This is a genomic window from Pseudomonas sp. 37 R 15 (assembly GCF_900004865.1).
Classification (GTDB): Bacteria; Pseudomonadota; Gammaproteobacteria; order Pseudomonadales; family Pseudomonadaceae; genus Aquipseudomonas; species Aquipseudomonas fluorescens_AM.
This window is the reverse complement of the sequence record NZ_CVTV01000048.1, coordinates 205682-220073: the sequence shown is the minus strand read 5'-3', so window position 1 is coordinate 220073 and position 14392 is coordinate 205682. Positions and strand designations below refer to the sequence as shown.

General features: G+C 62.3%; 12 protein-coding genes and 1 riboswitch. Of the genes, 6 read left to right on the top strand and 6 right to left on the bottom strand.

The genetic code is table 11. The features are described from left to right. The first annotated feature begins 62 nt into the window (after nucleotides 1-62). Nucleotides 63-1487, top strand: a complete 1425-nt coding sequence (hldE, locus tag BFQ04_RS15290; RefSeq protein ID WP_065951543.1) for a bifunctional D-glycero-beta-D-manno-heptose-7-phosphate kinase/D-glycero-beta-D-manno-heptose 1-phosphate adenylyltransferase HldE — start codon at nucleotides 63-65, stop codon at nucleotides 1485-1487. Then, nucleotides 1480-2415, top strand: a complete 936-nt coding sequence (locus BFQ04_RS15285; protein WP_065951542.1) for an NAD-dependent epimerase/dehydratase family protein — start codon at nucleotides 1480-1482, stop codon at nucleotides 2413-2415. Before hldE ends, BFQ04_RS15285 begins: the two co-directional genes overlap by 8 nt. 16 nt (nucleotides 2416-2431) lie before the next feature. Here the strand turns inward: BFQ04_RS15285 and BFQ04_RS15280 are convergent, their stop codons facing one another. The 4 genes from BFQ04_RS15280 to BFQ04_RS15265 form a co-directional block, all read right to left on the bottom strand. Then, nucleotides 2432-3400, bottom strand: coding sequence for a metal ABC transporter ATPase (locus BFQ04_RS15280; RefSeq protein ID WP_065951541.1), 969 nt, complete (start codon nucleotides 3398-3400; stop codon nucleotides 2432-2434). A gap of 41 nt (nucleotides 3401-3441) precedes the next feature. Then, on the bottom strand, nucleotides 3442-4254 hold the full coding sequence (locus BFQ04_RS15275) for an aldo/keto reductase (RefSeq protein WP_065951540.1): 813 nt from the start codon (nucleotides 4252-4254) through the stop codon (nucleotides 3442-3444). Then, nucleotides 4251-5420 carry an NAD(P)/FAD-dependent oxidoreductase gene (locus tag BFQ04_RS15270; RefSeq protein ID WP_065951539.1) on the bottom strand — a complete coding sequence of 390 codons (1170 nt, stop codon included), beginning with the start codon at nucleotides 5418-5420 and terminating at the stop codon, nucleotides 4251-4253. Before BFQ04_RS15270 ends, BFQ04_RS15275 begins: the two co-directional genes overlap by 4 nt. A gap of 142 nt (nucleotides 5421-5562) precedes the next feature. Continuing rightward, a complete protein-coding gene (locus BFQ04_RS15265; RefSeq protein ID WP_057724331.1) occupies nucleotides 5563-5898 on the bottom strand; it encodes a DMT family transporter in 336 nt (111 codons plus the stop codon). 103 nt (nucleotides 5899-6001) lie between these two features. Between BFQ04_RS15265 and BFQ04_RS15260 the strand changes: the two genes are divergently transcribed. Continuing rightward, a complete protein-coding gene (locus BFQ04_RS15260) occupies nucleotides 6002-6892 on the top strand; it encodes a LysR family transcriptional regulator (protein WP_065951538.1) in 891 nt (296 codons plus the stop codon). A 23-nt stretch (nucleotides 6893-6915) separates the two neighbouring features. Beyond that, on the top strand, nucleotides 6916-8193 hold the full coding sequence (gene waaA, locus BFQ04_RS15255) for a lipid IV(A) 3-deoxy-D-manno-octulosonic acid transferase (protein WP_065951537.1): 1278 nt from the start codon (nucleotides 6916-6918) through the stop codon (nucleotides 8191-8193). Nucleotides 8194-8316: 123 nt separating this feature from the next. Here waaA and BFQ04_RS15250 read toward each other — a convergent pair whose 3' ends face one another. After that, complete coding sequence (locus tag BFQ04_RS15250; protein WP_065951536.1) at nucleotides 8317-9756, bottom strand: TolC family outer membrane protein; 1440 nt, start codon at nucleotides 9754-9756, stop codon at nucleotides 8317-8319. A 195-nt stretch (nucleotides 9757-9951) separates the two neighbouring features. Beyond that, nucleotides 9952-10057, top strand: a riboswitch (TPP riboswitch). A 149-nt stretch (nucleotides 10058-10206) separates the two neighbouring features. On the opposite strand from BFQ04_RS15250, the gene thiC reads away from it, so the two are divergent. Both thiC and cytX read left to right on the top strand, forming a co-directional pair. Then, complete coding sequence (thiC, locus tag BFQ04_RS15245) at nucleotides 10207-12111, top strand: phosphomethylpyrimidine synthase ThiC (protein ID WP_065951535.1); 1905 nt, start codon at nucleotides 10207-10209, stop codon at nucleotides 12109-12111. 144 nt (nucleotides 12112-12255) lie between these two features. Next, the gene (gene cytX, locus BFQ04_RS15240) at nucleotides 12256-13545 is read left to right on the top strand and encodes a putative hydroxymethylpyrimidine transporter CytX (protein WP_065951534.1); all 1290 of its coding nucleotides are present in this window, start codon (nucleotides 12256-12258) and stop codon (nucleotides 13543-13545) included. Here cytX and BFQ04_RS15235 read toward each other — a convergent pair. Beyond that, nucleotides 13514-14260 (bottom strand): RsiV family protein, encoded by a 747-nt coding sequence (locus tag BFQ04_RS15235; protein WP_065951533.1) that lies wholly within the window; start codon nucleotides 14258-14260, stop codon nucleotides 13514-13516. The two genes, cytX and BFQ04_RS15235, sit on opposite strands and share 32 nt — an antisense overlap. Between the last annotated feature and the right edge of the window lie 132 nt (nucleotides 14261-14392).

Genomic DNA, 14392 nt, shown 5'->3' with positions numbered 1-14392 from the left:
CAAGCCATCGCAAACCCTGTGCTAATATCGCGCCCCTGTTCATTTTGTATGTGGGTTGCTCCATGAAGTTGTCCATGCCGCGATTCAATCAAGCCCCTGTCTTGGTGGTCGGCGATGTCATGCTCGACCGTTACTGGCATGGTGGTACCTCACGGATTTCCCCTGAGGCGCCGGTACCGGTGGTCAAGGTCGAGCAAATCGAAGACCGTCCAGGTGGCGCTGCCAACGTTGCCCTCAATATTGCCGCGCTCGGCGCCCCGGCTTCCCTGGTGGGTGTGACCGGTGACGACGAAGCGGCCGACAGCCTGGCCAACAGCCTGCGCGGTGCCGGCGTGCGCGCGTTGTTCCAGCGCATCGCCCATCAGCCGACCATCGTCAAGCTGCGGGTCATGAGCCGTCACCAGCAATTGCTGCGTATCGATTTCGAAGAACCCTTCGCCACCGACGCCCTGGCCCTGGGTGACCAGGTCAACGCGTTGCTCGAAGGTATCAAGGTGCTGGTGTTGTCCGACTACGGCAAAGGCGCCCTGAAGAATCACCAGGTGCTGATCCAGGCCGCCAAGGCCCGCAATATTCCGGTGCTGGCCGATCCCAAGGGCAAGGACTTCTCGATTTATCGGGGCGCCAGCCTGATCACGCCCAACCTCAGCGAGTTCGAAGCGGTCGTCGGTGGTTGCGCCGATGAGCACGAACTGGTGAGCAAGGGTGCGGCGCTGATGGCCGACCTTGAGCTCGGCGCCCTGCTGGTGACCCGTGGCGAGCACGGCATGACCCTGCTGCGCCCCGGCCACCCGCCGATGCACTTGCCGGCGCGGGCGCGGGAAGTGTTCGATGTCACCGGTGCCGGTGATACGGTGATTTCCACCCTGGCCGCGTCCATCGCGGCCGGCGAGGAACTGCCCCATGCCGTGGCCCTGGCCAACCTGGCGGCGGGCATCGTGGTCGGCAAACTGGGCACCGCGGCTATCAGCGCCCCCGAATTGCGTCGCGCCATCCAGCGTTCCGAAGGTTCGGAGCGCGGCGTGCTGGGGCTCGAGCAATTGCTGTTGGCGATTGACGACGCTCGCGCCCACAACGAAAGCATTGTGTTCACCAACGGTTGCTTCGACATCCTGCACGCCGGCCATGTGACTTACCTTGAGCAAGCGAGCGCACAGGGTGATCGCCTGATCGTGGCGGTCAACGATGATGCCTCCGTCAGCCGTTTGAAAGGCCCGGGCCGACCGATCAACAGCGTCGACCGGCGCATGGCGGTGCTGGCCGGGTTGGGCGCGGTGGATTGGGTGATCAGCTTCTCTGAAGGCACCCCGGAAAACCTGTTGGCCCAGGTCAAGCCGGACGTGCTGGTCAAGGGCGGTGATTATTCCGTCGACCAGGTGGTCGGTGCGGACATCGTCAGCGCCTACGGCGGCACCGTCAAAGTGCTGGGGTTGGTGGAAAACAGTTCGACCACGGCCATCGTCGAGAAAATTCGTAACAATGAATAACGCTGATAAATGGGTGTTGATCACCGGAGGCGCGGGCTTCATCGGTTCGCATTTGGTTGACGCGCTGCTCGCCAAGGGCTATTCGGTGCGGGTGCTGGATAACCTGTCTACCGGCAAGCGCAGCAACCTGCCTCTGGATAACCCGCGCGTGCAACTGGTGCAAGGCGATGTGGCCGACGCCGAGCTTTTGGCTCAAGTCGTCATCGGTGCGTCGGCGGTGGTTCACCTGGCAGCCGTGGCGTCGGTCCAGGCGTCTGTGGACGATCCGGTCAGCACGCATCAGAGCAATTTCATCGGCACCTTGAATATCTGCGAAGCCATGCGCAAGGCCGGCGTGAAGCGTGTGGTATACGCGTCCAGCGCAGCGGTCTACGGCAACAACGGCGAGGGTGCTTCCATCGATGAAGAGACGACCAAGGCGCCGCTGACACCCTATGCCTCGGACAAATTGGCCAGTGAGCACTACTTTGACTTCTACCGTCGTCAGCATGGTCTGGAACCGGTCATTTTCCGCTTCTTCAATATCTTCGGTCCGCGCCAGGACCCGTCATCGCCGTATTCCGGTGTGATCAGCATTTTCAGCGAGCGGGTGCAGCAGGGCCTGCCCATTGCCGTGTTTGGCGACGGCGAGCAAACCCGTGACTTCATGTATGTGGAGGACCTGGTGGATGTGCTGGTGCAGGCCATCGAACTGCCGACCGTTGCACCAGGGGCAATCAACGTCGGTTGGAACCACGCCACGACGCTCAAGCAGGTGCTGCAGGCACTGGAGCAAGTGGTGGGCACGTTGCCGGTCATCACCTACGGACCGGCGCGCCTGGGAGATATCCGCCACTCGCGGGCCGACAATCGGCGCCTGCTGGCAAGCTTCACCCTGCCTGAACCTACGCCGTTGAAGGTCGGTCTGGAGCGCTTGCTGAAGGGCTGAGTTGCACGCTGGTGCGTCAGCCCCTGGCCTTTTTCTTCGGCACAATCTTGCGCAGCATCTGCTGCGCCTTGCCGGTCAAGCGCTTGAGCTTTGACTCTTTTTCCGGTTCTGCCAGGCCTTGCTGCCTGAGCCAGTCCTTCCAGCGAATCCGCTCATCACGCACCAGCCAACCGTCCTGCCGGGCGAAGCTCTCGGCCAGGTACAAACCCCGCGTGCTCGCCGGATACAGTTGGTCCTTCTTGACGGTGTACAGCTCGGCGAGTGGCTCGCCGTCCTTGAGCGGCATCAGGTACAGGTCCGGACGCTTGCGATCCAGGCGCGCGACCAGTTGATCACCTTCCAGGCGCTCATCCACATGGAACAGGCTCAGGGACTTGGCTTCCTTTGGCACCTCCAGGCGCAAGTCGTAAATCAGCTGCAGTGACGCCGTCGGCAGGTGCACGTAGGCCCGTGGACGCTCGATCAACTGGGTGGTGGCGCAGCGCACCGGACGCGCGGCGCCGGACAGCGGGCTCAGGCGAAACGGCAGGGCTTCACGGTAATGCAGCGCGGAGGAGTAGGGCGCCGGCAGCCAGGTATCGTTGAAGCGCCCGCCGAGCCAGCCTTCAGGGGTTTCCAGCAGGCATTCCTCGGCAATTTCCTGAATGGCCGTATGCAGCGGCAGGTTCAGTTCATGGGCCGGGACGTAGCCGGAGATCAGCTTGAGCACTACATCGCCGCGATCCTGGCGACGCTGGCGTACCAGCACCCAGTAATCCTTGTTTTGCCAGTGCAGGGTCAAGCGCACCGAGACACCGAGATTGGCCAGTTCCAGGGCGAAGCGTTCGGCGTCCGGCACCTCGACCGGCTTGCGCCGTTGCAGGGTCTGGGCGAAGTTGAGCGGCATGCCGACGCTCTGGTAGCTCAGGCCTTCGGGAGTGGCTTCTACGTGCAGCGGCAGTGTCTTGAAGTTGCTGGGGTTCTTTCTTATGAGCGTACGCGGCATGTCGGCTCCTTTTTGCGACGGGGTCGGCCGCGTGGGCGGCATCAGAGTTGACGGATTACTCGGGCAGCGGTTGCCACGTTATGGGCCAGGTGCAGCGGATTGATGGTCCCGACAATAGCACTGGCGACGCCCGTTTGCGCAAACAACAACGTGAAACTGGCCTGAATTGGATCCATTCCAGGTTCCAGGCACACGTGGCCGCTGGCCAGGGCTTTTTTCACCAGGATGCCCTTGCCATGGGCCGCCGCGTAATCAATGACGGCTTTTTCGGCCTGTTCGTTCAGATTGTAAGTCACCATGGCGCAATCACCTTGCTCCAGCGCCTTCACGCCGCCTTCAACGGTCTTGCCGGAGAAGCCGAAACCGCGGATCTTGCCTTCTTTTTTCAGCGCCGCCAGGGTCTGGTAAACCTCGCAGTCGTTGAGGATGTGCAGGTCGTTGCCATCGGAGTGCACCAGCACCAGGTCGATAAAATCCGTTTCAAGTCGTTTCAGGCTGCGCTCGACCGACATCCGCGTATGAGCCGCGCTGAAATCGTGACGGGACACGCCGTCCTCGAATTCTTCGCCGACCTTGCTGACGATCACCCAATCCTTGCGCTGGTCACGCAGCAGTGGCCCCAGACGCTCTTCGCTGCGGCCGTAGGCGGGTGCGGTATCGATCAGGTTGATGCCCAACTGGCGCGCCTGGCGCAGCAGCATTCGCGCCTCGTCGTCATTCGGAATCTGGAAGCCACTGGGGTATTTGACCCCTTGGTCGCGACCCAGCTTGACGGTGCCAAGGCCCAAGGGCGACACCAGCAGGCCAGTGCTGCCCAGGGGACGATACAGTTCGTGCAGGGTTGGCAGGCTCATGGCAACAGGTGCTCCCAGGCGGGTTGGCCGATCGCAGGCTTGGGCAGGTCGGGCAGCGGTTCGCTGGCGCCTGGGCGGATGCCCGCGCGCTCCAGACTGTCGATGACCCGGTCGGCGAAGTCCGGCGCCAGGGCCAGCTTGGTCGGCCAGCCAACCAACAGGCGGCCCTGTTCGGCCAGGAAGGCGTTGTCGGGACGGCTCAGGCCCGATTGCAGTGGCTCGGCGCGGTTGACGCGCAGGGTGGCCCACTGGGTCTGGCTCATGTCGATCCATGGCAACAGCTGGGCAAGTTCTTTCTGCGCGGTGGCGATCTGCTCTTGCGGCGTGCGGGCCACACCATCGGCCTCGGCGATATCGCCGCCGATGTACCACACCCAGTTGCCGTCCGCGGCCGGGTGGGTGGTCACGGTCAGGCGCGGCTTGGTGCCGCCGCCCAGGCAATGGGCATACAACGGCTTCAGGCCCGGGCCTTTGGCGAGGATCATGTGCAACGGGCGGGTTTGCATCGCCGGCTGGCTCAAGCCCAGGGCCGCAAGCAGATCGGCGGTGCCTGCGCCGGCACTCAATACGATGCGCTGGGCGCGAATTTGGCGGCCATCGACCGTCAAGCCCACCAGTGTGTCGCCTTCGCGCAGCGGTTCTATGTGTTCGCCTGCGAGCAGACCGTCACCCGCCAGTTGCGCCAGGCGTTCAATCAGGCTGGGCACATCCACGACCAATTCTGCCAGGCGGTAGACCTTGCCCTTGAAGCGACGATCCTGCAGCGCAACCGGCAGTTCGTCGCCCTTGACCTGATCGACACGGCCGCGCACGGCCTTGCTGGCGAAAAAGCTGGTGAGATTGCCGGCGAGGGTGCCGGGGGACCACAGATAATGGGCTTCAGAAAGCAGGCGCACGCCGGACAGGTCCAATTCGCCATTGCCGGCCAGGGCTTCACGCCAGCGGCGCGGCATGTCGGCAATCGCTTCGGAGGCGCCGGTGAGGGCGCCGTGCAGGGCGTATTTCGCACCGCCGTGAATGATGCCCTGGGACTTTACGCTTTGCCCGCCACCCAGGGTCGCGCTTTCCACCAGTACCGTGGAAAACCCCTGGCGGCGCAGGCGCGCATTGAGCCAGAGGCCGGCAACCCCGGCGCCGACAATCAGAACGTCGGTGGAAATAGGCATGCGCGCGGGACCTCATGGGTAGAAAAGGGGGCCTAGTATAGCGCGCAACTGCAAGTTATCAGCTGCATGCGGCAAGTTAGCAGCCGACCGTACTGCTTTTTCTTGCCGCTTGTAACTTGAAACTTGTCGCTGGGCTAGCGCTTCAATGACCCGCGGTTTTCGAGAACAATTGAATCACCACCACGCCCAGCACAATCAGGCCCATCCCCAGCATGGCCGGGATATCCAGCTTCTGCCCGTAGATGAACAGCGCGGCAATGCTGACCATCACAATGCCCATTCCGGCCCATACGGCATACGCCACGCCGACCGGCACGGTGCGCACGACCAGGGTCAGCATCCAGAACGCGATGCCATAACCGACGATCACCAGCAGCAGCGGGATAGGTGTGCTCCACCCCTTGATGGCTTTCATGGAAACGGTCGCGATCACTTCCGAGCAAATGGCGATGGCCAGGTAACAGTAAGCGGCGTTCATGGTGCGATCCTCAAGGTGAAGCGGGTTTGATAAGGTCGGCATTCTAGAGGTTCAACAGATGCGGTAAAGTCATTACCTATCCGAATTGAAGATAGGTTGAGCCATGAGCGTGCAGTGGGATCTGGAACAGATGCGCCTGTTTGTCAGCGTCGCCGAACAGCGCTCGTTTTCCGCCGTGGCGCGTGGGCAGCGCAAGGCGCAGTCGGCCGTCAGCACCGCGATTGCGCTGTTGGAGGCGGACCTCGGCGTCAGCCTGTTCGAGCGTAGCAGTGGCCGCCAGCCGCGCTTGACCGAAGCCGGCAGTGTGTTGCTGGAGGAAGCGCGTGAAGTGCTGCGCCAATGCGAGCGCCTGACGGGGCGGGCACTGGCGCTGACCCGTGGCGAGGAAGCGTGTCTGCGCCTGGCCCAGGACGAGGCGATGTTGTTCCAGCCGGTGCTCGACAGCCTCGAGGCGCTGGCGGTGCGCTATCCGTTGCTGGAAGTGCAGTTGTCCAGTGCAGCGCAAGGCGATGTGGCGCGCAAGCTGGTGGAACGCCAGGCCGATCTGGGCCTGTTGTTCTACCATGACCAGATTCCCGAAGCCCTTGAGCGGCGGGTGGTGGGCAGTGTGGAGATGGTCACGGTGTGCGGTGTGAATCACCCTTTGGCCACGGCACAGTACGTGGACTGCCAACGCCTGGCGCAGTTTCGCCAGTTACTCATGTCGACCCAGACCAGCGTCTACCCCGGCAGTGAAGCCGCTAGCCCGCTGGTATGGCGGGCCGACAGCTTCTATGTGTTGGCCGAATGGCTGATGAGCGGCCTGGGTTGGGCCTGGTTGCCACGGCACATCGTGCAATACCCCACCTATCAACAGCAGATGGTTGAACTGCACAGCGAATGGACCCCGCCGGCGCTGGTGGTGGAGCTGGTGTGGCGCCGCGATGAGCACCTTGGGCCTGCCGCACGCTTTCTGGCTGAACGTTTTGCCGAGTGCTTACAGGCGATCGACTGAAAAAGCCGATAAACTCCGCCGCCATGAATAGAACTCTCTACACCTGTCTGTTTTACCTGGCGCTGCCGTTGGTGGTTTTACGTCTGTGGTTGCGCGCGCGCAAGGCGCCGGCCTATGCCAGGCGCGTGGGCGAGCGGTTTTCCTGTGGCTTGCCCGTGATGCAGCCCGGCGGGATCTGGGTGCACGCGGTGTCGGTGGGCGAAAGCATTGCCGCCGCGCCGATGATCCGGGCCCTCCTGAAGCGTCATCCGCAGTTGCCGATGACCGTCACCTGCATGACGCCCACCGGTTCCGAGCGAATCCAGGCGCTGTTTGCCGATGAACCGCGCGTCCAGCATTGCTATCTGCCGTACGACTTGCCCAGCGCCGCCAAACGTTTCCTCGATTGCGTACAGCCTAAGCTGGCGGTGATCATGGAAACCGAATTGTGGCCTAACCATATTCACGCCTGCGCCCAACGCGGTATTCCTGTGGCCCTGGCCAACGCGCGATTGTCGGCGCGCTCGGCCCGGGGCTATGCGCGGTTCGCCAGACTGACCGCGCCGATGCTGGCCGAAATGAGCTGGTTCGCCGTGCAGACCGAAACCGAGGCCGAGCGTTTTCGCAGCCTGGGCGCGCGTCCTGCCACCGTTGAAGTCACCGGCTCGATCAAGTTCGACCTGACCATCGACCCCCAACTGCCGGCACGCGCCGCCGCCTTGCGCGAACAATGGGGCGCCGGTGAACGCCCGGTATGGATCGCCGCCAGCACCCACGAAGGCGAAGACGACGTGGTGCTCGACGCCCATCGCCAGTTGCTGGCCAGCTATCCCAATGCGCTGCTGATTCTGGTGCCGCGTCATCAGGAACGCTTCGGGCCGACGTTCGAGCGGTGCGTGCAGCAAGGCTTTGCCACGGTGCGGCGCTCCAGTGGCGAAGCGGTCAATGCCGACACCTGCGTGCTGCTTGGCGACACCATGGGCGAGTTGCTGTTTCTCTACGCCTTGGCCGACAGCGCCTTTGTCGGCGGCAGTCTGGTACCGACCGGTGGGCATAATCCTCTGGAACCGGCGGCGCTGGGCAAACCGGTGATCATGGGGCCGCACCTGTTCAACTTCCTGGAAATCAGCGCGATGATGCGCGAGGCCGGGGCGTTGCGCGAGGTGGATGACGCAGAAGGTTTGGCCGAAGCGGTGCGCCAATTGTTCGAACTGCCGCGGGATGCGCGCAGGATGGCAGAGGCGGGATTGAAAGTGATGCAGGCCAATCAGGGAGCGCTTGAGCGTTTGCTGGACGGCCTGGACAGGCTGATCGCGGACTGATTCAACATACATCCGAATGTGGGAGGGGGCTTGCCCCCGATAGCGGTGTGTCAGTCACCCAATAGGTTGGCTGACCCACTGCCATCGGGGGCAAGCCCCCTCCCACATTGGTTTATGGTGTTTTCAAGAACCCGGGCGGGCCTTGAGCTGCTCGGCGGCGGCTTTGGCCAGGTCCGGTGGCAGGAAGTCTTTATCCGGGTTGTAGTCGGCTTTCAAATAGCGCGTCAGGTCCTGCAGGTCCCCCGGATTCAGCGTGCCCGCTGCCTGCTTCAAGCGCAGGTTGTCGAGGATGTAGTCGTAGCGGCTGTTGTTGTAGTTGCGCACCGATGAGTAGAGCTGGCGCTGGGCGTCCAGCACGTCGACGATATTGCGCGTGCCCACCTGATAGCCGATTTCCGTGGCTTCCACCGCGCTCTGGTTGGAGATGATCGACTGGCGGCGTGCTTGCACCTGTTCCACGTCGGTATTTACGGCGCGGTGCAGGTTGCGGGTATTTTCCACAACCTGGCGGCGCAGGCCTTCGCGTTGCTGCTCGGTCTGGCCCAGGCGCGAGTAGGATTCACGTACCTGGGAGCTGGTCAGCCCGCCGCTGTAGATCGGGATGTTCAGGCGCAGGCCGATGGTGCGCTGTTCGACGTCGCCGCGATAGGGCGTGCCGAACGCATTCGGGTTGCTGAAACCCAGAGCATCGTTATCGCCTTTTTCGTACTGCGCCACCGCGTCGAGGGTGGGCGCGTGGCCGGCCTTGCGCTGCTTGAGGGTTTCTTCGGCAGCGGTGACGGCGTAGTTGCTGGCCAGCAGGTTCAGGTTCTGGCGGCCGGCGGTTTCGACCCAGGCCTTGGCGTCGTTCGGCAGCGGCGGCAACACCGGCAGTGTGTGGACAATGCCCTGGATCGAATTGTATTGGCGATTGGTCAGGGTGATCAGTGCCTCGAACGCGTCTTCCACCTGGCGCTGCGCGAGGATGCGGTTGGCCCGTGCCGTGTCGTAGCTGGCCTGGGATTGCAGCACGTCGGTCTTGTCCGACAGGCCCACATCGAAGCGTTCATTGGATTGGTCCAACTGACGTCTGAAGGCATTTTCTTCGGCCTTGGTCGAGGCCAAGTTGTCTTGCGCGCGCAGTACGGCAAAGTAGCTTTCGGCGCTCTGCAGGATCAGGTTCTGTTCGGTCGCCGAGAGCTGCAGTGCGGCCTGCTCGTTGGTGGCTTCGGCGGCTTGCAGCTGGAACCAGCGGTCGGCACGAAACAGCGGCTGGCTCAATGTTGCACGCCAGGAGTGCGCATCGCGATTGGCGGTGGCGGCCGGCGTGTCGATCTGGGTGCGCACGTTATTGATGTCGGCACCACCGGTCAGGTTCGGCAGCAGCCCGGCGCGGGCCTGGGGCACCACTTCTTTTTGCGCGCCGTATTGAGCGCGGGCCGCTGCTAGATCGGCGTTGTTGTCCACCGCTTCCTGGTAGACGCTGACCAGGTCGGTTCTGGCGGACAAGGGCGCTTCAGCTGCCCAGACCATTCCATTGGTCGCACAAGACACGGCAACTGCCAGTGAAAGTTTGCGCAGCATGAGGCGATCCCTGAGTAAATATTACGATGATAATTTATCGCTCAAGGCTACGGTGACGAAACAGGAGCGTCAAGCCTTGAGGCAGCTCAGGAGTGTAGTGGCCGGGCCTCGGCACAACAATCCTGTAATCACGCCATTTATCATCCTGACTACAGCGTCATTGGCAATTTGCCCACGCCCTGGTCTAGACTGGGCAGGTTCTTGTCGGGGTGCCTTGTTGGAAGGCTGAGATCGGTAAATACCGGATCCCGTTGAACCTGATCAGGTTAACGCCTGCGTAGGGAACAAGATTTCTCGTCACCCGGCGAGTCCTCTTGTGCTTCGTCCGGGAAGTTGTTCGACCATCGAACAGCCCTCGTGCGCCAAGCACAGCACTGATTCCAGTGCGTCCGTCCGCCACAGGTTCGCTCCGACAAAAATCCACCGCCTGGATAAGTTGGAGAGCCCGTGATGAGCACAGAAATAAAAAGTACAAAACTCAAAGATACCGTGCACCTGAGTGAATCGGCAAAGGTCGACGCAGGCTCGGTGCAGCCGTTTACCCGCTCGCAGAAAATCTACGTACAAGGCACTCGCCCGGACATCCGTGTACCGATGCGCGAGGTCAGCCTGGACGTGACCCCCACCGATTTCGGCGGTGAAATCAACGCGCCCGTGGTGGTCTATGACACTTCCGGCCCGTACACCGACCCCAACGTGATCATCGACGTGCGCAAAGGCCTGGGCGATGTGCGTTCACCCTGGATCGAGTCCCGTGGCGACACCGAGCGTCTGTCGGGTCTCAGCTCGCACTTCGGCCAACAGCGCCTCAGCGATGCCGAGTTGACCGCGCTGCGCTTCGCCCATGTGAAGAACCCGCGCCGCGCCAAGGCCGGGGCCAACGTCACGCAGATGCACTACGCGCGCAAAGGCATCATCACCGCCGAGATGGAATACGTCGCCATCCGCGAAAACATGAAGCTCGAAGAGGCCCGCGCCAGCGGCCTGCTCGACCAGCAACACGCCGGCCACAGCTTTGGCGCCAGCGTACCGAAGATCATTACCCCAGAGTTCGTGCGTGAAGAAATCGCCCGTGGTCGCGCGATCATCCCGGCGAACATCAACCATACCGAACTGGAGCCGATGATCATCGGCCGTAACTTCCTGGTGAAGATCAACGGCAATATCGGCAACAGCGCCCTGGGTTCTTCCATCGAAGAAGAAGTGGCGAAACTCACCTGGGGCATCCGCTGGGGTTCGGACACGGTGATGGACCTGTCCACCGGCAAGCACATCCACGAAACGCGCGAGTGGATCATCCGCAACTCACCCGTGCCGATCGGGACCGTGCCGATCTACCAGGCCCTGGAAAAAGTCGGCGGCGCCGCCGAAGACCTGACCTGGGAGCTGTTTCGCGACACCCTGATCGAACAGGCCGAGCAGGGTGTCGACTACTTCACCATCCACGCCGGCGTGTTGCTGCGCTACGTACCGCTGACCGCCAAGCGCGTCACCGGCATCGTTTCCCGTGGCGGTTCGATCATGGCCAAGTGGTGCCTGGCCCACCACAAGGAGAACTTCACCTACACGCATTTCGATGAAATCTGCGAAATCATGAAGGCCTACGACGTCAGCTTCTCCCTCGGCGATGGCCTGCGTCCGGGGTCGATCGCCGACGCCAACGACGCCGCGCAATTCGGTGAACTGGAAACCCTCGGCGAGCTGACCAAGATCGCCTGGAAGCACGACGTGCAAACCATGATCGAAGGTCCTGGTCACGTGCCGATGCAATTGATCAAGGAGAACATGGACAAGCAGCTCGAATGCTGCGATGAGGCGCCGTTCTACACCCTCGGCCCGCTGACCACCGACATTGCGCCGGGCTACGACCACATCACCTCCGGCATCGGCGCGGCGATGATCGGCTGGTTCGGCTGCGCCATGCTCTGCTACGTCACGCCCAAGGAGCACTTGGGCTTGCCGAACAAAGATGACGTGAAGACCGGGATCATCACCTACAAGATCGCCGCGCACGCCGCCGACCTTGCCAAGGGCCACCCGGGCGCGCAGATTCGCGACAACGCGTTGAGCAAGGCGCGCTTCGAATTCCGCTGGGAAGACCAGTTCAACCTGGGCCTGGACCCGGACACCGCGCGTGCCTATCACGACGAAACCCTGCCGAAGGATTCGGCCAAGGTTGCGCACTTCTGCTCGATGTGCGGACCGAAATTCTGCTCGATGAAAATCACCCAGGAAGTGCGTGAATACGCGGCCAACCAGCGCATTGACGCGGTGGATGTGGACGTGGCCAAGGGCTTGGCCGAGCAGGCGGAGCGCTTCAGGCAGGAAGGCAGTCAGCTCTACAAAAAGGTCTGATCCGGGATTGCAGGCGCCTGTACCGGCCTCATCGGGGGCAAGCCCCCTGCCACATTTGACTGTATTCACAATTCAAGTGTGGGGGGGGGGCTTGCCCCCGATAGCATTCTTTCAAACAACAAATGTCCCTCAGAGATTTCATCCTTGAGCATTCAACCCAGCACTTACTCGCCTGACATCGCGGTGCCTTCTGACAAGCGCGTCTTCGGCGCCCGCGACCTGTTTTCCCTGTGGTTCTCTCTCGGCATCGGCCTGATGGTGTTGCAAACCGGCGCTTTACTGGCGCCGGGTCTGGGGCTGTCCGGCTCATTGTTGGCCATCTTCCTCGGCACCCTGGTCGGCGTGCTGTTGCTGGGCGCCGTCGGCGTGATCGGCAGCGACACGGGGCTGTCCGCCATGGCCGCGCTCAAGCTCAGCCTCGGTACCCGAGGCGCGAGCCTGCCGGCGCTGTTGAACCTGCTGCAATTGGTTGGCTGGGGCGCGTTCGAGATTATCGTGATGCGCGATGCTGCCAGTTTGTTGGGCGCGCGCGCGTTCAGTGAAGGCAGCCTGTTGGCGAACCCCTTGTTGTGGACCGTGTTTTTTGGTGGCCTTGCCACCATGCTGGCGGTGAGTGGCCCGTTGACGTTCGTGCGGCAAATCCTGCGCAAATGGGGCATTTGGCTGCTGCTCGCGGCCTGTCTGTGGCTGACCTGGAACCTGTTCGCCAAGGCCGACCTCGTCGCGCTGTGGGCCCAGGCCGGTGACGGTTCGATGCCGTTTGCGGTGGGCTTTGACATTGCCATCGCCATGCCGCTGTCGTGGCTGGCGCTGATCGCCGACTACTCACGCTTTGGCAAACGCGCAAAAAGCGTGTTCGGCGGCACCGCGCTGGGGTTCTTTATCGGTAATTTCTGGCTGATGAGCCTGGGGGTGGCCTACACCCTGGCATTTGCGCCCAGCGGTGAAGTGAATGCACTGCTGTTGGCTCTGGCCGGAGCCGGCCTGGGTATTCCGCTGTTGCTGATCCTGCTGGACGAGTCGGAAAACGCGTTTGCCGATATTCACTCGGCGGCAGTGTCGAGCGGGATGCTGCTGCGTTTGAAGGTCGAGCACCTGGCGTTGGCCATTGGTGTGATCTGCACCGTGATCGCCTGCCTGGCGCCCCTGGCGCAATACCAGAACTTCCTGTTGCTGATCGGTTCAGTGTTTGCGCCACTGTTCGGCGTGGTACTGGTGGATCACTTCATCCTGCGCCGTCGGCGCCAGGGCGCAGTGACCCTGCTGCATTGGCCGGCGCTGCTGGCGTGGCTGGGCGGCATCGGCACCTACCACCTGCTGGCGCACCTCTATCCGGATCTCGGTGCAACCCTGCCGGCATTGCTGCTGGCAGGGTTGCTGCAGTTCATCCTGGGGCGGGCGGTCAGTGGCGCGCGGGCATCAACTCGGGCTTGATCACCCCGGTCAGGCGCGCATAGGGGATGGTGATTTCGATCAGCCCCTGGGCGTAGGGAGCAATGGTGGTGACGTTGTACTTGAGCACCACGCCGCCGCTGGTCAAGGCCACGTTCGGGGTCTTCTGGAACGGCCAGTTCTTCACGAACTCCGGATCGCGGTCCATCTTGGTGTTGATCAACCAGCTGTTGTGGGCAACTTTTGCCGTATTCCAGAAGGCCTGCTCCTGGCCGGGCAACAGCATGTCGGCCAGGCTCAACTCCTTATGCAGCACCCGTGAATAATTGATGAAACCGCGGCCAGGTTCACCGTGGGCCACGCCGGTGTCCAGGTAGCTGGACACTTCAACGATCACCAGTCCGTCATGCTGCTCACGTACCTTGGCCTGCAAGTACATGCTGTGGCGGTCGGGGGATTCGCGCAGGAACTTGTCCCGGTAGGCATTCAGGGTCGCAGGGACGCTGGCGCCGGGCGTGGTGCGGGTCATCTGCAGCAGGCGCTGCTCGACCAGGTTGTCGAGTTGCGGATCGGCGGGGAAATGCACGGTGTCGATGTTCACCAGCGGACAATCAGGGCTGCCGCAGCCGGGCTTGATCTGCTCCGACTTGTCGGTGGTGACGTCCAGCGGTTTGAGTTGGCCGGGCTGGAACAGGCTCTGGCAGGCACCCAGGGTCAAGGCAATACAAGCCATGGAGGCGATTTTTAAAAGCGACATGTGTGTCCTTCGTAAATCGATGGAAAGCGAAAAGAGTAGCGCTTGGACTGCCAACAGGGCCGCCAGTTCGCCACTAGACTGATTAGCGTGAGTTTGACGCCCGCCGTCTATCCCGGCAACCGGAAAGGGGCT